This window comes from Kumtagia ephedrae (assembly GCF_003012745.1).
GTDB lineage: Bacteria > Pseudomonadota > Alphaproteobacteria > Rhizobiales > Rhizobiaceae > Kumtagia > Kumtagia ephedrae.
In genome coordinates this window covers 48,468-71,356 of the sequence record NZ_PXYK01000007.1, presented here as the reverse complement: position 1 = coordinate 71,356, position 22,889 = coordinate 48,468, and the positions used below count along the sequence as shown (strand labels likewise).

Genomic DNA, 22,889 nt, shown 5'->3' with positions numbered 1-22,889 from the left:
GAAACACGATGTATTCCGTCACCTACCACCGCGCCGCCTCGCTTTCCGACGCGGCCAAGCTCGCCAAGAAGGACGAGGCAAAGTTCCTGTCGGGCGGCATGACGCTGATCCCGGCCATGAAGACGCGGCTCGCCGCGCCACCCGACGTGATCGACCTGACGCACATCGCTGAGCTCAAGGGGATCACCGTGTCGGGCAAGAGCGTCACCATCGGCGCGGCGACGACCCATGCCGAGGTCGCCAACAATGCAAAACTCAAGGCGGCATGCCCGGCGATTTGCCACCTTGCATCGCATATCGGTGACCCGCATGTGCGCCATCGCGGCACCATCGGCGGCTCGATCGCCAACAACGACCCCGCCGCCGACTACCCGGCGGCGCTGCTGGCGCTCGACGCCACGATCGTCACCACCAAGCGCGAGCTTGCCGCCGAAAAATTCTTCAAGGGCCTGTTCGAGACGGCGCTGAAGGACGGCGAGATCGTCAAGGCGGTCCGCTTCACGGTTCCGGCCAAGGCCGGCTACGCGAAATTCCCGAATCCTGCCTCGCGCTACGCCATGACCGGGGTGTTCGTCGCCAGCGGCAAGGAGGGCGTGCGTGCCGCCGTGACCGGGGCCGGCGACGACGGGGTGTTCCGCTCCAGGCCAATCGAGGCGGCGCTGGCCAGGAACTTCGAGGCTGCCGCGCTTGAAGGCGTGTCGGTGCCGAGCGACGGCCTGATGAGCGACCTGCACGCCTCGGCGGAGTACCGAGCCAATCTCGTTGTGGTCATGGCCAAGCGCGCGGTGATGGCGGCGACCGGGTAGGGAAGAGCATTTCGCTGGCAGGCGCGGCCGGCTTAATCTCCTCTTCGCGGGGAGGGCAGGGATTGTGCCACCAGCGCCTCTGGTCTTGTATTCGTTTGCCTGCCTTTCGGGAGGCGACGAGCCTGTGGAGAACCATCGCGGCCGTTGACCCCGCCGGCGCGGACGCTAAACCTTCGTTCCATGGCTCTCAACCTCATAAAGCTCTGCGTCGGCTGCGACAGCGTCGAGGACCTGGAGGAATGGATCGCCTTCCGGCTCGATGAAAGGCGCCGCGCCGGCGAGCCTGTGGAACAGTGGCACACGACCCGGATGGTGCCGAGCCGCACGGCGGAACTCGTCGACGGCGGCTCGCTCTACTGGGTGATCAAGGCGCAGGTGCAATGCCGCCAGCGCCTGCTCGACATCCGCCCGTTCGTGGATGCCGACGGCATCGGCCGTTGTCATCTGGTCCTCGATCCGAAGGTGGAGCGCACGCAATGGCAGCCGCGCCGCGCCTTCCAGGGCTGGCGCTACCTGAAGCAGGCGGACGCGCCGGCCGATCTCGGCAGGGGCGGGTCCGGCCTGATGGAGATGCCGCCGAAGCTGCGGCAGGAACTGGCCGAGCTCGGGCTTCTCTAGCGGCCACCGCGAACGCGACGAACTCGCTTCTGATCGCTACGCCTTCAGCGCCTGCTCCAGGTCGGCGATAAGGTCGTCGCCGTCCTCGATGCCGGCCGACAGCCGCACCAGCGAATCGGAGATGCCGATGGCCGCGCGCTGCTCGGGCGGGATCGAGCCGTGCGTCATCAGGGCAGGGTGCTCGATCAGGCTTTCCACACCGCCGAGGCTTTCGGCCAGCGTGAACAGATGCGTGTGCTCGAGGAAGCGCTTGGTGCCGGCGAGGTCGCGGTCGAGCTCGACCGAGATCATGCCGCCGAAGGCGTGCATCTGTCGCCTGGCGATTTCATGCTGCGGGTGGCTGGCGAGGCCGGGATAGAGGACGCGGCGCACGTCGCCGCGGCCTTCCAGCCAGCGCGCGATCTTTTCGCCGTTGGCGGAGTGCCGCTCCATACGTAGCGCCAGCGTCTTGAGGCCGCGCAGTGCCAGGAAGCTGTCGAACGGCCCGGAAATGGCGCCGACCGCGTTCTGCAAAAATTTCAGCCGATCGGCGAGGTCGCGGTTGTCACCCACCACCGCCACGCCGCCGACCATGTCCGAATGGCCGTTGAGGTATTTCGTCGTCGAATGCACGACGATGTCGATGCCGAGCTCCAGCGGCCGTTGCAGGTAGGGGCTGCAGAAGGTGTTGTCGGCGACCGACAGCAGCCCCTTGCGGCGGGCGAGCGTCGCCACGGCTTCGAGGTCGACGACCCTGAGCAACGGGTTGGTCGGGGTCTCCACCCACAGCAGCTTCGTCTCCGGCCGGATCGCCGCCTCGACTGCGGCGAGGTTGGTGAAGTCGACGAAGCTCGTCTGCAATCCGGCCGAGCGCTTTCTCACCCGCTCCAACAGCCGGAAGGTGCCGCCATAGATGTCGTCGGTGGCGACGATGTGGGCGCCCGAATCGAACAGCTCCAGCACCGTGCCGATCGCCGCAAGGCCCGATGCGAAGGCGAAGGCGGCGGTGCCGCTTTCGAGATCGGCCACGGCGCGCTCGAAGGCGAAGCGTGTCGGGTTCTGGCTGCGGGCGTATTCGAAACCCTTGTGCACGCCCGGGCTCTGCTGGCCGTAGGTGGAGGTGGCGTAGATCGGCACCATCACCGCGCCGGTGGTCGGATCGTGGCTCTGGCCGCCATGGATGGTGCGGGTCGAGAAGGCCAGCCGGTTCCTGCGCTCAAGGGTCATCGATTGCGCCTCAGATGGTTGATGAGATCGACCCGCGTGATGAGGCCGAAGAATTCGTCGCCGTCGAAGACGATCGCCACCTCGTTGCGCTCGAACACCGGCAGCAGCGCGTCGAGCGTCTGGCTTGCCTGCAGCGTGTGCAGGTCGGCGGTCATCGCCGAACTGACGGGCGCGCTGAAGCGGTCCCAGCGGCCTTCGTAGGGGCCTTCCAGCACGGCAAGAATGTCGCTCTCGTCGACGATGCCGACCAGCTTTCCGTCGTCGAGCACCGGCAGCTGCGAGACGTCGCCGCGGCGCATGCGGCCATAGGCGGTGAGCAGCGTGTCCTGCGGCCCGACGAAGACTGTACCGCCCTCGCGATGCGAGCGGGCGACGATGTCGCGCAGGTCGCCATGCTGCTCGCGCTCTGCAAGGCCCTGTTCGGCCAGCCAGAAATCGTCGAACACCTTCGACAGATATTTGTTGCCGCTGTCGCACACGAAGGTGACGACGCGCTTCGGCGCGGTCTGCTCGCGGCAGTAGCGCAGGGCGGCGGCGAGCAGCGTGCCGGACGAGGAGCCGGCGAGGATGCCCTCCCTGGACAACAGGTCGCGCACCGCCAGCATGCTGTGCTTGTCGGTGATCGAATAGGCCTTCCTGACGAGGGAAAGGTCGCAGTTGGGCGGAATAAAGTCCTCGCCGATGCCTTCCACCGTCCAGCTACCGGCTTGGCCGAGCTCGCCGGTCTTGACGTAGGGCGCGAGCACCGATCCCACCGGGTCGGCCAGCACCATCTCGGTCTTGGGCGAAACTTTCGCGAAGAAGCGTCCGAGCCCCGTCAGCGTGCCGCCGGAGCCGACGCCGACCACCACGGCATCGACCTTCTCGCCGAGCTGGCTCCAGATCTCAGGCCCGGTGGTCGTCTCATGCGCCAGCGGATTGGCCGGATTGGCGAACTGGTTGACGTAGAAGGCGCCGGGCGTGTCGGCGGCGATCTTTTCCGCCATGTCCTGATAATATTCGGGATGGCCCTTGCCGACGTCGGAGCGGGTCAGCCGCACTTCGGCACCTAGCGCCCTAAGATGCTGGATCTTCTCGCGCGACATCTTGTCGGGAACGACCAGCACGATGCGATAACCCTTGGGGATGCCGACCTGGGCGAGACCGAGCCCGGTGTTGCCGGCGGTGGCCTCGACGATGGTGCCGCCCGGCGCCAGCCTTCCATAGCGCTCGGCGTCGGCGATCATCGATAGCGCGATGCGGTCCTTGATCGAGCCGCCGGGGTTCTGGCTCTCCAGCTTGACGAACAACCGGCACTTGCCGGTATCGAAACGTGTGAGTTCGACGACGGGCGTCTCGCCGATCAGGTCGAGGACGGAGCTGTAAGGCGGCCTGAGCCGCCCCTTGTTACCGTCTGATGCCGATACCGCATGGACGCTCATTCCTGCCTCCCTGTTGCCGGCCGAACGCCCGGCACTGCGCCGGGGCGATTCACCTGTCGGAGCTTATCAGCAAACGCGCATGACCGGCATCGCGTTGCCGGCCGCCCTCATCTCACAAGCGGCTTGTTCCGAAGAAGGCAGCATTCACTATTATTCGAGCGAATTCGGGATTTATGTTTCAGTGCCCGCGGGAAAACGACCCATTTTCAGGAAGATTCTACCGGCTTCCAATGGATTTTCGAGGCGAGCAGCAAGCCCGCCGCGGCTCGGGCGATGCCATCCACAGCGGTACCAGACGTTAAGTCATTGCTTCGATTCATTAATCTATAATTCTAGTAGACATTGTTGACATCCTGAAATCAGGAGTCATAATCCGTGACAGACGTGCCGTTCTGCCAACCGTCCGCAATCGCATGGGGAGGAGTTGACGATGACACAGAAAGTCCGGTCGCTGATCGACCGCCTGCGGGCCTTTCTTTCGCCGGCCCGCCAGACCCAAGCAGACGGCCGCACCGCGCCTGACGACAAGGATCGTCTGACGCGTGATGAGTCGTTCTATTGGGGCTGGTGCATGAACGGCCATTGGTGAGCCGCTCAAAAGCCCCACCCGCAACCCTTTCGACAGTCGAGCCTTGAGCGGCCTGTTCGGCCGCGATTGCGCCAGAAAGCGAAATCGGCCAGAGGAGCCATGCCATGACCCGAGTTCTTCCCCCGCTGTACGAAGGCCATGCGCCGATCTTTCTTCACCTCGCCTTCCAGGAGGCTCTGGATGCCTATGAGGACTGGAATTTCGATGTCGGCGAGCCGGCCGTCGATCTCGACGGCAAGGCGGTGCCGATCAGCTCCGTCTTCGGCCGCATGCGCACCTGTACCGATATCCTGCCGGTCCGCACACTGGATTCGGTCAAGATCGTTCTCGGCGAGCGCGCAGCCGAGCTTGACGACGACGCGGCCACCTATGCGCAGGCCGCCTTCCTGATGCGGGCTGTTTGCGTGGAACGGCTGCGCGGAGACGGAAATTGAAATGCGGTTCCAATTTCTTCGGCTGAAGAGGGATGATGTTCCTCTTTCTCTGCAAAATTCGGAATCGACAAAATCTACTTATTTTATAGACTAAGGGAAAGAGGAGGTTGCCGTGGCTCACACTCAAAACCTGTCCGAAACCCGCTCCGCGTCGCGCTCCCAGAATGCCTCGGCCGGCTCCTCGTTGGCTTCGGTAGCGGCGCACGCCGTGTTCCTCGCAGCGGTGGCCTTCGCCGCGGCCCTGGTGCTCGGCTTCGTTGCCTGAAGCGGCCGTCCGGCCGCTTCCAACCGGATACCCGGAACAATCCGCTCGCGTTTCTGACTGACCGTTCGCGCCGGCTGGCGCGCGGAAGGCGAAGGAGTGTCCCATGCAACTCGCATTTTCCCATGTCGCCGGTCCGTCTCGCGCCGCCAGCGGAGGTGTCGCGACGTCCTTCTTCTTCGATGCCCATGACGCCGAGCGGCGGATCGCCGCGATCGAGCGTGCCGGATTCTCGCGGCTGGTCGTCGACGACGCCGGCGGGCTGCTGACCAACATGGACATCGCCGCCGAAGCGGTCCGGGCCTCCGGCGGGATCGACATCGCCCTGACACACTGGGCCGGCGATATAGAGCCGGCCGTTGCGGCGCGCCAGCTGGCGGCGTTGGATGCCATCAGCGGCGGCAGGCTGGCGCTGCGGATGACGGCTGGTGGCGATATCGATGCCACCACGCATGTCGAGGCACTGGCCCGGACCGACGAATATCTGGTGCTGCTGAAGCGCCTGTGGGCGAATACGTCGCCCTTCGATCACGAAGGTCCAGCCTACAGCTTGCGCGCCGGCTTCGTGCCGCGCAAGGGGCCGCGCGGCGCCGACATACCGGTGCGCATGAACGGCCTGTCGGGCACCGCCTTCCGCGTCGCCGGTCGCCATGCCGACGTCTTCGAGCTGCCCTACGGGGCGCCCGATCAGCTGCGCCATGTGATCGGACGCGTGCTGGCCGCCGCGGCCGAGCGGGGGCGGTCGGGCAAGGTCGGCTTCGCCCTGCCGCTCAGCCTGCGGCATTGGCAGCACGGCGGGACAGCCGACGATGCAATGGACGCCGCCATCCGGGCCGGCTCGCCCGAGCGGCTTGCGCAAGCGCTTCTGCCTTACGCATCGCTCGGCGTCTCGGAGCTGATGATCCATGATCTGAACACGGTGGAGACGATCGCCGCCTTCGGCGACCGGATCGCGCCCGCCATCCGGGATGCCGCCGAGCGGCGGCTTTCGCCCGAGGTGGCATGGCCAGGCCGTCCCTTCCGCCCCGTCCTGTCGGCCGGGCTGTCGGCGCCGGACCTGTTGCGGCATCACTGAACGGATACGCTTCACCGATGGAGAGCCGGCGCCAGACGCCGGCCCTTGTCATAACGCGGCGATCGGCGTCGTCTGCCGCCGTCAGGTCCCGGCGTGCCCGAGCAATGTCCTCGCAAGCCCGGCGCATTGCGTGCGGATGTCAGGGATCGCCTCGATCTCGAAGAAGGTACCGCGGGTCAGCGGGCCGACGGCGAACAGCTTGTCCGACGCCGAGCCGTTGTCGGCGATGACGGCGCAGCCATCGGTCACGTCGAGGCCGAGTTTTAGCGCGTCGGGGCGTGCCAGGCCGCGGTCGATCAGCGCACGCACCACCGCGATCGAGCCGGCGGACAGATCCTTGACGATCCCGGTGCAGTCGTAGACGCGGTCGGCTTCGATGGTCTCGGGCGCCCGCGAATGGCGATGCTGCAGCGCCACCGCGATACGGCCATCGTGTTTCGTCATGCTCTCGATGCGCGCCGCCACGAGGCGGATGCGCCCGCCCCTCACCGCCGCGTCGATGCGCATATGGATTGCCGGCGCCATGCGGTGGCGATGGATGTCCCACCAGGCCTTCGTGTGCTCGATGAAGCGGCGCTTCGCCGAAGCCGGCCAACTCTGCCAGACGCTCTGGTTGAACGGGCGTAGGCCGTCGAGAACGTCGCGCCAGTCGCCGCCGGCCCTTTGGGTCGCGCGGATGAGGTCGCGCAGCCAGCCGACGAAATAGGACAGCTCGGTGCCGAGAGGCACGTCGGCGATGTCGAGGCGGATCGGCTTGCCCTTGCGGTGCGGCGAGGGCAGCAGCCCGCGGCGCGAGACCGCGACGACCTCGCCGCGATGGCCGCGATGCTGCAGCGTCAGCCATGCGTCGACCATGCTGAGACCGGTGCCGAGGATGAGCACACGCGCCTGCGGGGCGAGCGGCGTATCCGCCGGCGAATCGATGCGGACAGAGAGCGGATGCTCGGGGGACGGTTCCTCGTCGTGGCCGACGGCCAGCACCGCGGCGTGGCAGGCGATGCTGGTGCCGTTCGCCAGCTGCACGTCGACACCGGAGGCCGTCGGCATGAGCCCTGCGCAGGTTTCCCGCACCACCCGCAGCCGGTCGCCCTCGCGTTGGACAATGTCGGCCAGCAGTTCCTCCAGATACCGCCCATAGATGGCGCGCGGCAGGTAGACGGCGGGATTGCCGTCGGTGACGATGCCGTTTTCGCGCACCCAGCGCCAAAAATGCTCGGGGTCGTCGGCATAGGCGCTCATGCCGAGGGCGCTGACGTTGAGGACATGGTCGGGTAACGTGGTCGAATAGGCCCGCCCGCGTCCGAAGGTCGGCGCCTTCTCGATCAGGGTGACGCGCAGGTCGGGCTGCGGCGACCTGAGCAGATGCGCGGCGAGCAGCACGCCGCTGGCTCCGCCGCCGACGATGGCGATCGAGGAGCGCTGCCGACCGCTCACGCGCGCGCCCCGTAAGGGGGAGGGCAGTCGCGTGTCGCAAGCGGCGAGGAGTTCGGGGGCCTCGCACCCCCACCCCTAACCCCTCCCCACAAGGGGGAGGGGAACTTTGCGGCCGCTATGCCGGGCGAAATCGCCGCCGATTGGCGTCTGGCAGAGGCGCGGCACGATTCCCCTCCCCCTTGCGGGGAGGGATTAGGGGTGGGGGTGGACTGAAGTGCGATCGCCCGGCCGGCGAGCGGCGGCCTCAGGCCTGATACTTCAGCAACGCCGCGACGTCGTCGTTGGCAGCGTCGCGCATCTGCTCGAGGCTGCGGTTGTCCAGCACCGAGGCGATCGCGTGGCGCACCTCCAGCATCATGTGCCGGACCTGGCAGGTCGCCTCGTCGCAATCCTCGCAGCGCTGGTACTGCGTGTGACTGGCGCAGGGGATGGGCGCCAGCGGACCGTCGAGCACGCGGATGACGTGGCCAATCCGGATCTCGGCGGCCGGCCGGGACAGCCGGTAGCCGCCGTCCTTGCCCTTGCGGCTCTGCACGAAGCCGGCGTTGCGCAGCTCGCTGAGGATGGCGTCGAGGAACTTCTTCGGGATGTTGTTCGTCTTGGCGATGTCGTTGACGAATGCCAGCCGGCCCTCGGGTATCTGCGACAGGTGGATGAGAGCCTTCAGCCCGTACTTGCCTTTCTTGGTGAGCATTTTTCTGCGGTTTCTTTGTGTTGCCTGAGAAAGCCCGATGCGTATGCGGGAAGGGCTCGCATCCGCCCCGAGTAATTTTGAGTGAGTCTATAAACAAGTGAAAATGCGTTGATTTTTCGTCATTTCTACGACGAATCCGGAAATATCCATGTCGACTCTCGACGTTTTCGAGCAAAAACGGCTTCATTGGCGTCGTTCGGCCTCGTGGCGGGACGGTCCAAGGGTGCAGGCAAAGTCTATAGAAAAAATAGGATTAGGGAAGCACGCCAGCAGGCTCCTTGGCCTTCAAGCCGCGAAAACCCGCATGCGCACCACCCGCAGAACGCCGCGGTCGCCCGCCGCGACGACGGTTTCCGGCGGCACGTCGAGCTCAGCCGTTTCACCACTTCCGGTACGGACAGACAGGCGGCGGCCGTCCGGCCTGTCGATGACGCGCGAAACCGTGGCTGCGACGCCGTCGCCCTCGCTGGTCCATTCGAGGTCGCCGGGACGCAGATAGATGTCGGCCGGGCCGTCGGGACAGCCGGCGGCGTCGAGCGTCAGGCCGTCGAGCGAGGCGATGCCATCCTTGACGGTGGCGCGCAGGCGGTTGGTGTCGCCGAGGAACTTCATCACGAAGGCGGTGGCCGGCGCGCGGCAGACCTCTTCGGGCGTGCCCTGCTGGACGATCTTTCCTTCGTTCAGGATGACGACGCGGTCGGCGAGGTCGAGCGCTTCCTCCTGGTCATGGGTGACGAACAGCGTGGTGATGCCGAGCTCGTCATGGATCTCGCGTAGCCAGCGGCGCAGATCCCGGCGCACATTGGCGTCGAGCGCGCCGAACGGCTCGTCCAGCAGCAGCACTTTGGGATCGACGGCGAGCGCCCGCGCCAGCGCCACGCGCTGGCGCTGGCCACCGGAAATCTGGGTGGGGAAACGGTCGCCCAAGCCTTCCAGCTTCACCAGCCTGAGCAAATCGGCGACGCGCCCGGCGACCTCGGCCTTCGTGCGCCGCACCTTCGAGACCTTCATGCCGAAGCCGATGTTTTCGGCCACCGTCATGTGCGGGAACAGCGCATAGTGCTGGAAGACGAAGCCGACGCCGCGGTCGCGCACCGGAATGTCGGTGGCGTCCTGCTCGCCGAACAGGATGCGGCCGCCGTCGGCATATTCGAGCCCGGCGACCATGCGCAGGATCGTGGTCTTGCCCGAACCGGACGGCCCAAGCAGCGCCACCAGCTCGCCGCTCTCGATGTCGAGCGACACGCCATGGACGGCGCGGAAGGTGTCGAAGGTCTTCACGACCTCGTCGAGGCGGATCTTCATTTCGCATTCCCCGGAGCGGCGGTCGGCGCGGCGAGCGCCGGGCGGCTGGCGCGACCGGCGCCCTGGCGCTCCAGCAGCACTTTGGCGGCTATGGTGACGATGGCGAGCACGGTGAGGATGGCGGCGGCGGCGAACGCGCCGACCGTCTGGTAGTCGTGGTAGAGCAGTTCGACATGCAGCGGCAGCGTGTTGGTCTGGCCGCGGATATTGCCGGAGACGACCGAGACCGCGCCGAACTCGCCCATGACGCGAGCGTTGCACAGCACCACGCCGTAAAGCAGCGCCCAGCGGATGTTGGGCAGCGTGACCGAGAAGAAGGTGCGCCAGCCCGACGCGCCGAGCGAGGTGGCGGCCTCTTCCAGGTCGCGGCCCTGCGCCTGCATCAGCGGCACCAGTTCGCGCACCACGAAGGGGGCGGTGACGAACATGGAGGCGAGCACGATGCCGGGCAGCGCGAACAGGATCTTGATGCCGGCGGAGTCCAGCATCGGGCCGAATACGCCCTGCAGGCCGTAGACGAACAGATAGGCGACACCGGCAACGATGGGCGAGACCGAGAATGGGATTTCGATCACCACCAGCAGGAAGCGGCGGCCCCAGAAGTCGAATTTGGTGATCGCCCAAGCGGCGGCGATGCCGAAGACGGTGTTGACCGGCACGGCTATCAGCGCCGTCACGACGGTAAGCATGATGGCGTGGCGGGTGTCGGGATGGCCGATCGTGCGGGCGAAGCCGGCTGGGCCGAGCGAAAAGGCCTGGGTGAAGATGACGACGAGCGGCGCCAGGACGAGCAGGGCGCCGAGGACGAGCACGAAGGCGATGAGCGTGCGCCGGATCGCCGGGTTGTCGCCGACGCGGGGCGGGCGCTTTCCTCGCTGCATGTCAGCTCCTCGCCGTGTGGCGCAGGGCGCGCGCCTGCAGGAGGTTGGTGAAGGCCAGCATGACGAAGGCGGTGATCAGCAGCACCGAGGCGATCGCCGCCGCCGCCTGGTAGTCGTATTCCTCCAGCCGGATGAAGGTGAGCAGCGCGGTGATCTCCGTCGACATCGGCTGGTTACCGGCGATGAAGATGACGGCGCCGAATTCGCCGAGGCTGCGGGCGAAGGAGAGCGACAGGCCGGCGAGCAAAGCGGGCATCAGCAGCGGCAGGATCACGCGCAGGAAAATCGAGCGGTCGGAGCCGCCGAGCGTCTGCGCGGCCTCCTCCAGCGTCGGGTCGAGGTCTTCGAGCACCGGCTGCACCGTGCGCACGATGAAGGGCAGGCTGGTGAAGGACATGGCGATCATGATGCCGAGCGGCGTGTAGGCGACCTTGACGCCGGTCTCGGCGAGCACCGAGCCGAACCAGCCGTTCGGGGCGAACAGCGCGGTCAACGCGATGCCGGCAACGGCGGTCGGCAGCGCGAAGGGCAGGTCGACGATGGCATCGACCAGCCGCTTGCCCGGAAACTGGTAGCGCACGAGCACCCAGGCCAGCGCCAGGCCGAAGACGAGGTTGAAGGCGGTGGCGGCGAGCGCCGACAAGACGGTGACTCGATAGCTGGCGACCGCGCGTGCCGACGACACGACCCGCCAGTAGTCCTCGGGGCCAAGGCTGGCGGCGTGAAATACCAGAGCGCCAAGCGGCAGCACCACGATCAGCCCGACATAGAAGAGCGTGATGCCGAGCGACAGCGGCAGGCCGGGGAGGACGCGGCGGCGGGTCATGTCTGGATGCTCGCGAGCGGAGCCTGCCGCGCGGGCATAGATATAGAATGAGCCAGTGCCCTACGTTGCCCCCCTCTGTCCTGCCGGACATCTCCCCCACAAGGGGGGAGATTGGCCTTCAATGCGGCCTCCGCCAATCTCCAGCGTTGCAGAACGGGCGCTGCGAAGGCGGCCGGCCAATCTCCCCCCTTGTGGGGGAGATGTCCGGCAGGACAGAGGGGGGCAAAGTAGAGCGGTGGCATCACAGAAGCTGAAGCGTGAAAACGGAAAAACCGGCGGGCCCAGAAGGCCCGCCGGCCATCAAGCCGAAACGACACGTCAGGTCAACGCTCGCCGTAGATCTGGTCGAGCAGGCCGCCGGAAGCGAAATGCTCCTCCTGGACCTTCGACCAGCCGCCGAACACGTCCTCGACGGTCACCAGTCGGACTTCCGGGAATGTCGCCTTGAACTCCGCCGCCACCGTCTCGTCACGCACGCGGTTGCCGTTCTCGGCGGCGATCTTCTGGCCCTCGGGCGTATAAAGGAAGTCGAGATAGGCCTTCGCCAGGTCGCGCGAGCCGCGCTTGTCGACCACCTTGTCGACGATGGCGACCGGGAACTCGGCGAGCAGACTGACCGAGGGCGTGACCGTCTCGAACTTGTCCTCGCCGAACTCCTTGCGGATGCCGGTGGTCTCGGATTCGAAGGTGATCAGCACGTCGCCGATCTCGCGCTCGACGAAGGTGGTGGTGGCGGCGCGGCCGCCGGTGTCGAACACCGGCACGTTGTCGAAGAGTTTCGTGACAAATTCCTTCACCTTGGCCTCATCGCCGTTGAAGGCCTCGCGGGCGTAGGCGGTGGCGGCGAGATAGGTGTAGCGGGCGTTGCCGGAGGTCTTCGGGTTGGGGAAGATCACCTGTACGTCGTCGCGCACGAGGTCGCTCCAGTCCTTGACGTTCTTCGGGTTGCCGGCGCGCACCAGGAAGGACGGCAGCGAATAGAAGGGCGAGGCGTTGCTGGCGAAATCGCCCTGCCAATCGTCGGAGACAAAACCGTTCTTGACCAGGAAGTCGATGTCGGTGACCTGGTTGAAGGTGACGACGTCGGCCTCCAGACCCTCGACGATGGCGCGCGCCTGCTTGGAGGTGCCGGCGTGCGACTGGTCGACGGTGACGTCCTTGCCGGTGTCGGCCTTGTATTTCGGCACGAAGGCGGCATTGACGTCCTCGAACAGCTCGCGTGCCACGTCGTAGGAGGCGTTGAGGATCTTGTCCGCCGATTGCGCGCTGGCCGGGCCGGCGAGCAAGGCTAGGGCGGCGCCGAGGAGCAATAGGCGTTTCATGGATGTCTCCGGAAGAAGGTGTTGCCTGAGGATGCCAAAAATAATGCCAATCGCGCGCTTGGCAGAGAGACGGACCTGCAGTTTGTCGGCAGCCTTTGGAAAATTGTTCCTGAAATTGTCGGAAATAGGGTCGGGAATTGCGAACCGTATCCGCGGCGGAAACTGCACGCTCGCGGTCGACCAAGTCTGCCAGTGGTGACGACTGATGGCTTGGGAGGCGGGCCTCCGGTACTCCACGAAATGAATGAGAAAGAAATTTCTTTTTAGCAAGGAATTGCTACAAAGGTGCCATTGCTCTATCGACGGAATGGTCGGAGCAGGAGCGCATAGAGTGAACGACACGCATATTCCTCTGGACGAAATCGCACCGCTGGCGACGGCACTGCGCTTTCTGGCCGCCGACGCGGTCGAGCGGGCCGGCACCGGCCATCCCGGCATGCCGCTCGGCATGGCCGATCTGGCGACGGTGCTGTTCACCCGGCACCTAAAATTCGACGCGTCAGAGCCGAAATGGCCGGACCGCGACCGCTTCGTGCTGTCGAACGGCCATGGTTCGATGCTGCTCTACGGGCTGCTGCATCTCACCGGCTATGCCGACGTGCCGCTGGAGGAGCTGCGCAATTTCCGCAAGGCTGGCGCGCTGGCCGCCGGCCATCCCGAATACGGCCATTTTGCCGGGATCGAGACGACCACCGGGCCGCTGGGGCAGGGCGTGGCTACCGCGGTCGGCATGGCGCTGGCCGAGCGCATGCTGGCGGCAGAGTTTTGCGCAGACCTCGTCGACCACCGCACCTGGGTGTTCTGCGGCGACGGCTGCCTGATGGAGGGCGTCAGCCAGGAGGCGATCTCGCTCGCCGGTCATCTCGGCCTGTCTAAACTGACGCTGGTTTTCGACGACAACAGCACGACGATCGACGGGCCGACCTCGGTCAGCACGTCCGACGACCAGCGCAAACGTTTCGAGGCGTCGGGCTGGGCGACGATCGGCGTCGACGGTCACGATGCCGAGGCCATCGACCGCGCGTTCACCTATGCCAGGGCGTCGGACAGGCCGACGCTGATCGCGGCGCGCACCAGGATCGGTTTCGGCGCGCCGACCAAGCAGGGGCTTTCCGCCGCGCACGGCTCGCCCCTCGGCGCCGGCGAGGTCGAGGCGATGCGCAAGGCGCTGAACTGGCACCATTCGCCGTTCGAGATTCCCGAGGCCATCGCGGTCGCCTGGAAGGCAGCCGGGCGGCGCGGCGGGGTCGAGCGCGCCGCATGGCAGCGACGGCTCGAAGCGACGGAGCCGGCGCGCCGCGCCGCCTTCTCGCGGCGGATCGAGGGCAGGCTGGATGCCGCGGTGGAGCCGGCCGTGCAGGCGGCGATCGCCGCGCAGGTGGCGAAGCCGGCCGCCGTGCCGGTGCGCCAGGGCAGCCAGCTTGCCACCGGCGTGCTCGCTTCCGTCATGCCGGAACTCGTCGGCGGCTCCGCCGACCTCACCTCCAGCGTGCTGTCGCGGCCGGACGGCATGCCGCCGCTGACGCCGGGCGACCTCGCCGGCCGGCATATCAGCTTCGGCGTGCGCGAGCACGGCATGGCGGCGGCGCTGAACGGCATCGCCCTGCATGGCGGCTTCGTGCCCTACGCCGGTACCTATCTCACCTTCAGCGACTATGCCCGCCCGGCGATCCGGCTGGCGGCGCTGATGGGCATCCGCACCATCTTCCTGATGAGCCACGATTCGATCGGAGTGGGCGAGGACGGCCCGACCCATCAGCCGATCGAGCATCTGGCGTCGCTGCGCGCCATTCCCGGATTGAAGGTCTACCGGCCGGCGGACAGCGTCGAGGCACTGGAATGCTGGTACGACGCCGTCGCCGGCCAGGGCCCGAGCGTCATGGTGGTGGCCCGCCAGAAGGTGCCGCAGGTCAGACTCTCCTTGGCCGAAGGCATGCCGGCGCGGCGCGGCGCCTATCTGCTGGCCGGCGGCGCCGAGCGCGACCTCACGCTGCTCGCCTCCGGCTCGGAGGTCAGCCTGGCGCTGGAGACGCGCGAGCTGCTGGCCAAGCACGGCCTCGACGCGGCGGTGGTGTCGATGCCCTGCTGGGAGGTGTTCGCCCGCCAGGATAGCGCCTACCAGGCCGCGGTGCTGGGAGATGCCCCGCGCTTCGCCATCGAGGCGGCGTCGCCGTTCGGCTGGGAACGCTACACCGGGCGCTCGGATCACATCTTCGGCATTTCTACCTTCGGCTTCTCGGCGCCGGGCTCGGTCGTCTATGGGCATTTCGGCTTGACGCCCTCGGCGATTTCCGAACAGATCCTGCGTCTCACCAGCACCAAGCTCAAGAAGGCGGTGTGATCATGGACACGGCCAATCTCGCGTCTGCCCAGGCGAGGAACGAAGGCATGCCGCTGCGCCTCGACCTCGTCGAGGGCCAGCGCGCCAATCTGAGCGCCATCGAGCGCCGTGCCGCCACGTTGGCGCCGCGCCGCAGCGTCAAGAAGGAATGGCAGGCGGCGTGGCTGGTGCGCGCCATCGGTCTGATCGACCTGACCACGCTGTCGGGCGACGATACGCCGGAACGGGTGCGCCGCCTCTGCGCCAAGGCGCGCAACGCGCTGCGGCAGGACCTGGTCGAGGCCCTCGGGCTTTCCGGACCGGTGACGACGGGTGCGGTCTGCGTCTACCCGACCATGGTGTCGACGGCGGTGAAGGCGCTGGACGGCTCGGGTATTCCGGTGGCCTCGGTGGCGACCGGCTTTCCCGCCGGGCTGATGCCGCTGAAGCTGCGGCTGGAAGAAATCCGCTACTGCGTCGCGGAGGGCGCCGGCGAGATCGACATCGTCATCAACCGGGCGCTGGTGTTCGACCAGGACTGGCAGGGGCTTTACGACGAGGTGCGGCAGATGCGCGAGGCCTGCGGCCCGGCGCATCTCAAGACAATCCTGGCGACAGGCGACCTGAAGACGCTGCGCAACGTGGCGCGCGCCTCCATGGTCTGCATGATGGCCGGCGCCGACTTCATCAAAACCTCGACCGGCAAGGAAGGCGTCAACGCCGTGCTGCCGGTCGGCCTGGTGATGACCCGCGCCATCCGCGCCTATGAGGAGGAGACCGGCGTCAAGGTCGGCTTCAAGCCGGCCGGCGGCATCTCCGCCGCCAAGGATGCGCTCATCTGGATGACGCTGATGAAGGAGGAACTGGGCAATGCCTGGCTGAAGCCGGACCTGTTCCGCTTCGGCGCCAGCTCGCTGCTCGGCGACATCGAGCGTCAGATCGAGCATTTCGTCACTGGCCGCTATTCCGCGGCGATGCGCCACGCCGTGGCGTGAGGAGACCGGCCATGCCCTCCGTCAGCGAGATCCTTGAGACCATGGACTACGGCGTCGCGCCCGAACAGAACACCGAGGTCAAGGCGTGGCTCGCCGCGCATGCCGACGGCTTCGGCCATTTCATCGGCGGCGCCTTCACCGCGCCGGCCGCCGGCGCCAGCTTCGAGGTGCTGAACCCGGCGACCGGCGCCGTGCTCGCGGCCTGCGCCGAAGGCTCGACGGCCGATGTCGATGCGGCGGTCGCCGCGGCACGCAAGGCGCTCCCGGGCTGGTCGGGCCTGCCGGGCCATGTGCGCGCCCGCCACCTCTACGCCATCGCCAGGCTGATCCAGAAGCGCGAGCGCTTCTTCTCCGTGCTGGAGACCATGGACAACGGCAAGCCGATCCGCGAGAGCCGCGACATCGACGTGCCGCTGGTCGTCCGCCATTTCTACCACCATGCCGGCTGGGCGGAACTGATCGAGGCCGAGTTTCCCGGCATGGCTCCCGTCGGCGTCTGCGGCCAGATCATCCCGTGGAACTTCCCGCTGCTGATGCTGGCCTGGAAGGTGGCGCCGGCGCTCGCCGCCGGCAATACCGTGGTGCTGAAGCCGGCCGAGTTCACGCCGCTGACGGCGCTCGCCTTCGCGGAAATCTGCCGGGAGGCGGGCCTGCCCGCCGGCGTCGTCAACATCGTCACCGGCGCCGGCGAGACGGGTGCGGCGCTGGCCGGCCATCGCGGTGTCGACAAGGTTGCCTTCACCGGCTCGACCGAGGTCGGCCGCATCATCCGCGAGGCGACTGCCGGCACGGGTAAGAAGCTGTCGCTGGAGCTCGGCGGCAAGTCGCCCTTCATCGTCTTCGACGACGCCGACCTCGACAGCGCGGTGGAGGGCATCGTCGATGCGATCTGGTTCAACCAGGGGCAGGTGTGCTGCGCCGGCTCGCGGCTGATCGTCCAGGAAGGGATTGCCGCCCGCTTCCTCGCGAAGCTCAAGGCGCGTGCCGAAAAACTGCGGGTCGGCGACCCGCTCGACAAATCGACCGACATCGGTGCCATCGTCGCCGAGGTGCAGCTGGAGCGCATCCGCGCGCTGGTCGAGGAAGGCCGGCGCGAGGGCAGCGAATGCTGGCAGGCGTCGGCGCCGCTGCCGGGGCAAGGCTTCTTCTTCCCGCCGACCATCTTCACGGCGCTGGCGCCGGCCTCGCGTCTCGCCCAGGAGGAGATTTTCGGGCCGGTGCTGGTCTCCATGACCTTCCGCACGCCGGAAGAGGCGGTGATGCTCGCCAACAATTCGCGCTACGGGCTCGCCGCCTCGGCCTGGTCTGAGAACATCAACGTGGCGCTCGACGCCGCCGCGAAGCTAAAATGCGGCGTGGTGTGGGTAAACTCCACCAATCTGTTCGACGCCGCAGCCGGCTTCGGCGGCTATCGCGAGAGCGGTTTCGGCCGCGAAGGCGGGCGCGAGGGGCTTTACGAATATCTGGCTGCCACGCCGGCCAAACGTGTGCGCAAGGCTGCGGCCGCGGCTGCCCTGCCGGACTTCTCCGCAGCGCCGGCCGCCGGCCAGGCGGCGGAGAACGACGTCGTGCGGCTCGATCGCACCGCAAAGCTCTATATCGGCGGCAAGCAGGCGCGGCCGGATTCCGGCTACAGCTATGCTGTGCGCGCCGCCGACGGGCGGCTGGTCTCGCAGGCCGGGCTCGGCAACCGCAAGGACATCCGCAACGCCGTGGAAGCGGCGAACAAGGCGACGGGATGGAGCGGCAATTCCGGCCACAACCGCGCGCAGGTGCTGTTCTATCTCGCCGAGAACCTGGAGGCGCGCAGCGCCGAGTTTTCAGCCCGCATCGACAGCCTGACCGGCGTGGGCGCGGAAGCCGCGGCCGAGGAGGTGCGGCTCTCGATCCAGCGCCTCACCTATTACGCCGCGCAGGCCGACAAATATGACGGCCAGGTGCATTCCACCCGCGCCCGCCATGTCACTCTCGCCATGAACGAGCCGTGGGGCACGATCGGCATCCTGTGCCCCGACGAGGCACCGCTGCTTGGCCTGGTGTCGCTGGTGGCGCCGGCGATCGCCATGGGCAACCGCTGCGTGGTGGTGCCGTCGCAGGCCTACCCGCTGGTCGCCACCGACCTCTACCAGGTGCTCGACACCAGCGACGTGCCGGGCGGCGTGGTCAACATCGTCACCGGCGAGCGCGATCTGCTGGCGAAGACGCTGGCCGAGCACGACGAGGTGGCGGCGCTCTGGTATGTCGGCACGCCGGAAGGCGCCGCACTCGTGGAGAAGGGCTCGAGCGGCAATCTCAAGGCGACCTGGGCGGTCGACCAGACTGCCATCGACTGGCGCGACGGCAGCCAGGGTTTCGGCAGGGCGTTCCTGCGCCGCGCGACACAGGTCAAGAACATCTGGATTCCCTACGGGGACTGAACGGCAGAAACGAGCCTGAACTCCCTGACCCGAAACCGGCCGCGAATCGCCGAACGAGAGTTCTGATCAGGAACAGAGATATCTCGAAGCGTCGTGCGCGGGAGGCATGCGGTTCGTCAGGAGGAATTTCAGTGATTTATTCGAAGAGTTTCGACCTGATCGGCAGAAAGGAAGCGGTCAGCGGAGCCGGCACTGGCCCTGATGTCGGCAGCGCTGGCGTCGAAGTCGCCGTCCTTGCCGGCGATATGATCTACCGGTGAGCCGATGTATCTCGGGATCGATCTCGGAACCTCCGCCGTCAAGGTCGTGCTGGTCGACGACGCGCAGACGATCACAGGCTCGGCCGAGGAAGCGCTGGCGCCGGCTCGGCCAAAGCCGTCCTGGTCGGAGGACGATCCGGATTCCTGGATCGCCGCGGTGGAGCGCGCGCTCGACCGCCTGCGCGCCGAGCATCCGGCCGCCGTTGCGGCGACGCGCGCCATCGGCCTGTCCGGCCAGATGCATGGAGCGCTGCTGCTCGACGCGGGTGACCGTCCGCTGCGTCCGGCGATCCTGTGGAACGACGGCCGCGCGGCGGCTGAGGCGGCCGAGCTCGCCGAGCATTCGGCCGCTCTCAACCGCCGGCTCGGCGTCGCCGCCATGGCCGGCTTCACCGCGCCGAAGATCGTCTGGCTCGCCCGCCACGAGCCGCAGGTGCTGGCGAAGACCCGCCGGCTGCTGCTGCCCAAGGATTTCGTCCGCCTGCATCTGTCGGGCGACTTCGTTACCGACGTCTCGGACGCCGCCGGCACCTGGCTGCTCGATCAGCAGGCGCGGCGCTGGGACGACGAGGCGGTGGCGCTGTGCGGCGTCGATCCGGCCTGGCTGCCGCCGATTCTCGAATCGCCGGCACCGGCCGGCCGGCTGCGCTCCGCGCTCGCCCGCCGCTGGGGCATGCGCGACGACATCGTGATCGCCGCCGGCGCCGGTGACGTTGCGGCGGGCGGCCTCAGCATCGGCGCGATTCGACCCGGCGATGCCTTCATCTCGCTCGGCACCTCGGCGCAGTTCTTCACCGTCGCTTCGGCGCACCAGCCCGACCCGGAGCGGGCGGTCCACGCTTTCTGCCACGCCCTGCCGGCCACCTGGTTCCGCATGGCGGCGCTGCTCAACGGCGCCAGCGTGCTCGCCGCCGCGGCGCAATGGACCGGCGGGGCGGACATCGGCGGGTTGCTGGAGGAGACGGAGAAGACATTCACCGGCCCGTCGCCGCTGCTGGCGCTGCCCTACCTGTCGGGCGAGCGCACGCCGCACAACCGGCCCGACCTGCGCGGTGCGATCATCGGACTGGACGCAACGACGCAGCCGACCGACATCGTGCAGGCAATGCTGGAGGCGGTCGCCTTCAGCCTGGCCGACGCGCTCAATGTGTTGCGGGGCGCCGGCTCCACCGTTGAAACCGCTGGTTTGATCGGAGGAGGGGCACGCTCCACCTTCTGGGCGAAGCTAATCGCGTCGGCCACCGGCGTCGAGCTGGTGAAATACGAGGCCTCCGACCGCGGCCCGGCCTATGGCGCCGCACGCCTGGCGCGGCTGTCCGTCAGCGGCGAGGACGCATCATCCGTTGCCGTGGTGCCGCCGATCGAGCGCATCGTAAAGCCCGAGGCGGCGCTGGCCGATGCCTATCAAGGCCGGCTCGAGGCGTTTCGCTCGCTCTACCGGGCGCTTGCGCCGGAGTTTTCGCGTCAGTCCTGACCGCCGCACAAGGCAGACGCCGTCTCCGCGTCGGTGCCAAGCGCGTTGACGATCCTGCCGCGCATGGCGGCGCGGATCGCCGGCACCTTTTCGGTGCCGAGCGCCACGGCGATGCGGAAGGCGACGTTGGAGAGGGCGTCGAGCGACAGCGAAAGCGTGCGCGCCTCTACGTCCGAGTGCAGCACCTGACCGTCGGCGTTGTAGAAGCGGCCGCAGATCGAGCCGACGGCACCGCCGGCGATCATCTGCTGCAGCCGCTCCTCGGTGAACAGGCCGTGCCGGAAGGTGGACGTGCCGGGCACCATGGCGCCGATGCCGACGACGGCGATCGACAGGCGGTCGATCAGCTCGAACACGTCGCGTACGCCGGAGGTGGAGCGTAGCGCCTCGGCCGCCTCGGCGGTATCGACCACCGCCGGCACCGGCAGAACCCAGGCGCGCGCGCCGATGCGCCGCGCCAGCGTCCGGCAGACCTCGCCGGTCTGGCTCGCCTCCTCCGCGCGGCCGATGCCGCCGATCAGCGTCACCACCGACAGGTTTTCGGCGCGGATGAGCCGGCCGGCCGCGGCGACGCCGGCTACCGTCTCGCCATTCGAAACGCCGATGACCGTGTCGTTGATCACCAGATCCTCAATGCCGCGGAAGACGGCATTGCCGAGCAGTTGCACGATGGCGCCGTCGTTGGGGCGCCGATCGACGACGATCGCCGTGGCGAGGCCGAAGCGCTGCATCAGCCGCGCCTCCAGCTCCTTGTTGCGGAAGGCGCGGGTGGCGACGCGGATCTCGACGATGCCGAGCTCCATGGCGAGCTTGAGATAGCGGCTGACCGTCGCCTCGGACATGCCGAGGCTGCGCGCGATCTCGTTCTGCGCCATGCCGTTCTCGTAGCGCATCTGCGCCACGCTGATCAGTGCCTGCTCGTGCGGCTTGGGTCTCGACATGGGCGCCCCGGTGGCTTCAACAGGGGCGGCACGGTTACGAGCGCCCGCCGCGAATAGACATCGGCGCGCCATGACAAGCAATGAATTTCGTTAAGCCGGATTAAGGAACTTTGTTGCTTAATGCCCATGCCGGCGCTGGGGAACCGCCAGCGCCGGCATGGGCAGAGATCATCCGTGCTCGATATAGACGGTCTGCGTCTCCATGTATTCGTAGAAGCCGTGCTTGCCGTCGGCGCCGCCGATGCCGGACTTCTTGCGGCCGGCGTGAAAGCCCTGATAGGCCTCGCCGTTCTCGCGGTTGACGTAGGTCTCGCCGAACTGCAGGGCGCGCGTCACCCGCATCGCCTTGCCGAGGTCGCGCGTGTATAGCGAGGAGGTGAGGCCGTACTCTGTGTCGTTGGCGTGGTGCACCGCCTCCTCGGCGCTGTCGACCACCGCGATCGGCGCGACGGGCCCGAAAATCTCCTTGCGCATGATTTCCATGTCGGGGCGGCAATCGGTCAGCACGGTCGGCTCGTAATGGTGGCCGCGGTTGCGCTCGGCGACCTTGCCGCCCAGCGCCACCCTGGCGCCGTCCACCCTGGCGCGCTCGACCATGCCGGCGACCTTGTCGAGCTGGGTGGCGTTGACCAGCGGTCCCATGTCGAGGCCGCTCTCGGCAAGGGGATCGCCGTAGCGGACCTTGCCCATCGAGGCGACGAACTTTTCGGTGAAGGCGTCCGCGACGTTGCGTTCGACGAAGATGCGCTCGGCGCAATTGCAGACCTGGCCAGTGTTGTTGATGCGCGACTGGGTGATCGCCCGGACCGCGAGGTCGAGGTCGGCGTCGGCGAGCACGATCGCCGGCGCCTTGCCGCCGAGTTCGAGATTGACACGGGTGAGGTTCTTCGCCGCCGCCTGCATGATCGCCGTGCCGGTCGGCACCGAGCCGGTGAAGGAGACGAGGTCGATGCCGGGATGGCCGCTGAGCGAGACGCCGGTGGTGCGGCCGCGGCCGCTGACGAGGTTGAACACGCCGGCCGGCAGGCCCACCTGCCTTGCAAGCTCGGCGAAGATGAAGGCGTTGAGTGGGGTCTCCTCGCTCGGCTTGATGACGATGGTGTTGCCGGCGACCAGCGCTGGAGCCAGCTTCCTGCCGATCAGGTAGAACGGAAAGTTCCACGGCAGAATGCCGGCGACCACGCCGATCGGTACGCGATGCAGGAAGATGCTCTCGCCCTTGCGGTCGCTGGCGATGATCTCGCCCTCGATGCGGCGCGCCCATTCGGCCATGTAGTCCATGAGCCCGGCCATGCCGAGGACCTCGCCGCGTGCGAGATCGAGGATCTTGCCCTGCTCGCGCGAGATGGTCTCGGCGAGCGTATCGACATTGGCGCGGATCTTCTCGGCGATCGCCTTGACGTAGCCTGCGCGCTCGATCGCCGGCAGGGCTGCCCAGGCCGGCTGCGCCTTGCGCGCCGCGGCGATCGCCTCCCCGACCGTGGCGCTTGACGCCTCCGGCACCTCGGCGATGCGCTCGCCGGTCGCAGGGTTGAACACCTCGATGCGCTCGTTTCTGTCGTCGACGAAGCGTCCGTCGATGAAATGCTGGTAGGTGGCCATGTTCGTC

Annotated in this window: 21 protein-coding genes; 11 read left to right on the top strand and 10 right to left on the bottom strand. The window is 67.4% G+C overall.

Annotated features, from left to right (window positions below; all coding sequences use genetic code 11):
* Positions 1 to 8 precede the first annotated feature (8 nt).
* Both C7I84_RS09105 and C7I84_RS09100 read left to right on the top strand, forming a co-directional pair.
* Positions 9 to 806: an FAD binding domain-containing protein gene (locus C7I84_RS09105; protein WP_106771860.1), complete on the top strand. Its 798-nt coding sequence runs from the start codon at positions 9 to 11 to the stop codon at positions 804 to 806.
* Between the two features lie 180 nt (positions 807 to 986).
* On the top strand, positions 987 to 1,424 hold the full coding sequence (locus C7I84_RS09100; RefSeq protein ID WP_106771859.1) for a DUF1489 family protein: 438 nt from the start codon (positions 987 to 989) through the stop codon (positions 1,422 to 1,424).
* A gap of 36 nt (positions 1,425 to 1,460) precedes the next feature.
* Here the strand turns inward: C7I84_RS09100 and C7I84_RS09095 are convergent, their stop codons facing one another.
* Positions 1,461 to 2,630, bottom strand: coding sequence for a cystathionine gamma-synthase (locus C7I84_RS09095; protein ID WP_106771858.1), 1,170 nt, complete (start codon positions 2,628 to 2,630; stop codon positions 1,461 to 1,463).
* Positions 2,627 to 4,051, bottom strand: a complete 1,425-nt coding sequence (locus C7I84_RS09090) for a pyridoxal-phosphate dependent enzyme (RefSeq protein WP_106771857.1) — start codon at positions 4,049 to 4,051, stop codon at positions 2,627 to 2,629. The genes C7I84_RS09095 and C7I84_RS09090 overlap by 4 nt, the downstream gene beginning before the upstream one ends.
* 430 nt (positions 4,052 to 4,481) lie before the next feature.
* Between C7I84_RS09090 and C7I84_RS29985 the strand changes: the two genes are divergently transcribed.
* From C7I84_RS29985 to C7I84_RS09080, 4 genes are all read left to right on the top strand, one after another.
* The gene (locus tag C7I84_RS29985) at positions 4,482 to 4,640 is read left to right on the top strand and encodes a hypothetical protein (protein ID WP_165816036.1); all 159 of its coding nucleotides are present in this window, start codon (positions 4,482 to 4,484) and stop codon (positions 4,638 to 4,640) included.
* Positions 4,641 to 4,744: 104 nt separating this feature from the next.
* Complete coding sequence (locus tag C7I84_RS09085; RefSeq protein WP_106771856.1) at positions 4,745 to 5,074, top strand: BRA0787 family protein; 330 nt, start codon at positions 4,745 to 4,747, stop codon at positions 5,072 to 5,074.
* 112 nt (positions 5,075 to 5,186) lie between these two features.
* The gene (locus C7I84_RS29980) at positions 5,187 to 5,339 is read left to right on the top strand and encodes a hypothetical protein (protein WP_165816035.1); all 153 of its coding nucleotides are present in this window, start codon (positions 5,187 to 5,189) and stop codon (positions 5,337 to 5,339) included.
* 103 nt (positions 5,340 to 5,442) lie between these two features.
* Complete coding sequence (locus C7I84_RS09080) at positions 5,443 to 6,411, top strand: LLM class flavin-dependent oxidoreductase (protein WP_106771855.1); 969 nt, start codon at positions 5,443 to 5,445, stop codon at positions 6,409 to 6,411.
* Between the two features lie 81 nt (positions 6,412 to 6,492).
* On the opposite strand, the gene C7I84_RS09075 is transcribed toward C7I84_RS09080, so the two are convergent.
* From C7I84_RS09075 to C7I84_RS09045, 6 genes are all read right to left on the bottom strand, one after another.
* The gene (locus C7I84_RS09075) at positions 6,493 to 7,845 is read right to left on the bottom strand and encodes an FAD/NAD(P)-binding protein (protein WP_106771854.1); all 1,353 of its coding nucleotides are present in this window, start codon (positions 7,843 to 7,845) and stop codon (positions 6,493 to 6,495) included.
* Positions 7,846 to 8,089: 244 nt separating this feature from the next.
* Positions 8,090 to 8,539 (bottom strand): RrF2 family transcriptional regulator, encoded by a 450-nt coding sequence (locus C7I84_RS09070; RefSeq protein ID WP_106771853.1) that lies wholly within the window; start codon positions 8,537 to 8,539, stop codon positions 8,090 to 8,092.
* A 285-nt stretch (positions 8,540 to 8,824) separates the two neighbouring features.
* Positions 8,825 to 9,844: a sulfate/molybdate ABC transporter ATP-binding protein gene (locus tag C7I84_RS09065; RefSeq protein ID WP_106771852.1), complete on the bottom strand. Its 1,020-nt coding sequence runs from the start codon at positions 9,842 to 9,844 to the stop codon at positions 8,825 to 8,827.
* A complete protein-coding gene (gene cysW, locus C7I84_RS09060; RefSeq protein ID WP_106771851.1) occupies positions 9,841 to 10,725 on the bottom strand; it encodes a sulfate ABC transporter permease subunit CysW in 885 nt (294 codons plus the stop codon). The genes C7I84_RS09065 and cysW overlap by 4 nt, the downstream gene beginning before the upstream one ends.
* Position 10,726: 1 nt before the next feature.
* A complete protein-coding gene (cysT, locus tag C7I84_RS09055) occupies positions 10,727 to 11,551 on the bottom strand; it encodes a sulfate ABC transporter permease subunit CysT (protein ID WP_106771850.1) in 825 nt (274 codons plus the stop codon).
* Positions 11,552 to 11,874: 323 nt separating this feature from the next.
* Positions 11,875 to 12,873, bottom strand: coding sequence for a sulfate ABC transporter substrate-binding protein (locus tag C7I84_RS09045; protein WP_106771848.1), 999 nt, complete (start codon positions 12,871 to 12,873; stop codon positions 11,875 to 11,877).
* 331 nt (positions 12,874 to 13,204) lie between these two features.
* On the opposite strand from C7I84_RS09045, the gene tkt reads away from it, so the two are divergent.
* From tkt to xylB, 5 genes are all read left to right on the top strand, one after another.
* Positions 13,205 to 15,214, top strand: coding sequence for a transketolase (tkt, locus tag C7I84_RS09040; protein ID WP_245428368.1), 2,010 nt, complete (start codon positions 13,205 to 13,207; stop codon positions 15,212 to 15,214).
* 2 nt (positions 15,215 to 15,216) lie between these two features.
* Positions 15,217 to 16,188 carry a deoxyribose-phosphate aldolase gene (gene deoC, locus C7I84_RS09035; RefSeq protein ID WP_207770982.1) on the top strand — a complete coding sequence of 324 codons (972 nt, stop codon included), beginning with the start codon at positions 15,217 to 15,219 and terminating at the stop codon, positions 16,186 to 16,188.
* Positions 16,189 to 16,199: 11 nt separating this feature from the next.
* Complete coding sequence (locus C7I84_RS09030; RefSeq protein WP_106771846.1) at positions 16,200 to 18,605, top strand: aldehyde dehydrogenase family protein; 2,406 nt, start codon at positions 16,200 to 16,202, stop codon at positions 18,603 to 18,605.
* A gap of 131 nt (positions 18,606 to 18,736) precedes the next feature.
* Entirely contained in the window at positions 18,737 to 18,865 is a 129-nt protein-coding gene (locus C7I84_RS30840) for a hypothetical protein (protein ID WP_280954218.1), read from the top strand.
* Positions 18,866 to 18,869: 4 nt separating this feature from the next.
* Positions 18,870 to 20,339, top strand: coding sequence for a xylulokinase (gene xylB, locus C7I84_RS09025; protein ID WP_106771845.1), 1,470 nt, complete (start codon positions 18,870 to 18,872; stop codon positions 20,337 to 20,339).
* On the opposite strand, the gene C7I84_RS09020 is transcribed toward xylB, so the two are convergent.
* On the bottom strand, positions 20,330 to 21,280 hold the full coding sequence (locus C7I84_RS09020; RefSeq protein WP_165816034.1) for a sugar-binding transcriptional regulator: 951 nt from the start codon (positions 21,278 to 21,280) through the stop codon (positions 20,330 to 20,332). The genes xylB and C7I84_RS09020 overlap by 10 nt on opposite strands.
* Before the next feature lie 168 nt (positions 21,281 to 21,448).
* Entirely contained in the window at positions 21,449 to 22,882 is a 1,434-nt protein-coding gene (gene aldA, locus C7I84_RS09015) for an aldehyde dehydrogenase (protein WP_106771843.1), read from the bottom strand.
* Positions 22,883 to 22,889 lie beyond the last annotated feature (7 nt).

Excerpts from the sequence above, each read along its gene's own strand:
- C7I84_RS09105 (WP_106771860.1), top strand. The coding sequence starts at position 9 with ATGTATTCCGTCACCTACCACCGCGCCGCCTCGCTTTCCGACGCGGCC.
- C7I84_RS09100 (WP_106771859.1), top strand. The coding sequence starts at position 987 with ATGGCTCTCAACCTCATAAAGCTCTGCGTCGGCTGCGACAGCGTCGAG.
- C7I84_RS09095 (WP_106771858.1), bottom strand. The coding sequence starts at position 2,630 with ATGACCCTTGAGCGCAGGAACCGGCTGGCCTTCTCGACCCGCACCATC.
- C7I84_RS09090 (WP_106771857.1), bottom strand. The coding sequence starts at position 4,051 with ATGAGCGTCCATGCGGTATCGGCATCAGACGGTAACAAGGGGCGGCTC.
- C7I84_RS29985 (WP_165816036.1), top strand. The coding sequence starts at position 4,482 with ATGACACAGAAAGTCCGGTCGCTGATCGACCGCCTGCGGGCCTTTCTT.
- C7I84_RS09085 (WP_106771856.1), top strand. The coding sequence starts at position 4,745 with ATGACCCGAGTTCTTCCCCCGCTGTACGAAGGCCATGCGCCGATCTTT.
- C7I84_RS09080 (WP_106771855.1), top strand. The coding sequence starts at position 5,443 with ATGCAACTCGCATTTTCCCATGTCGCCGGTCCGTCTCGCGCCGCCAGC.
- C7I84_RS09070 (WP_106771853.1), bottom strand. The coding sequence starts at position 8,539 with ATGCTCACCAAGAAAGGCAAGTACGGGCTGAAGGCTCTCATCCACCTG.
- C7I84_RS09065 (WP_106771852.1), bottom strand. The coding sequence starts at position 9,844 with ATGAAGATCCGCCTCGACGAGGTCGTGAAGACCTTCGACACCTTCCGC.
- cysW (WP_106771851.1), bottom strand. The coding sequence starts at position 10,725 with ATGCAGCGAGGAAAGCGCCCGCCCCGCGTCGGCGACAACCCGGCGATC.
- cysT (WP_106771850.1), bottom strand. The coding sequence starts at position 11,551 with ATGACCCGCCGCCGCGTCCTCCCCGGCCTGCCGCTGTCGCTCGGCATC.
- C7I84_RS09045 (WP_106771848.1), bottom strand. The coding sequence starts at position 12,873 with ATGAAACGCCTATTGCTCCTCGGCGCCGCCCTAGCCTTGCTCGCCGGC.
- deoC (WP_207770982.1), top strand. The coding sequence starts at position 15,217 with ATGGACACGGCCAATCTCGCGTCTGCCCAGGCGAGGAACGAAGGCATG.
- C7I84_RS09030 (WP_106771846.1), top strand. The coding sequence starts at position 16,200 with ATGCCCTCCGTCAGCGAGATCCTTGAGACCATGGACTACGGCGTCGCG.
- xylB (WP_106771845.1), top strand. The coding sequence starts at position 18,870 with ATGTATCTCGGGATCGATCTCGGAACCTCCGCCGTCAAGGTCGTGCTG.
- C7I84_RS09020 (WP_165816034.1), bottom strand. The coding sequence starts at position 21,280 with ATGTCGAGACCCAAGCCGCACGAGCAGGCACTGATCAGCGTGGCGCAG.
- aldA (WP_106771843.1), bottom strand. The coding sequence starts at position 22,882 with ATGGCCACCTACCAGCATTTCATCGACGGACGCTTCGTCGACGACAGA.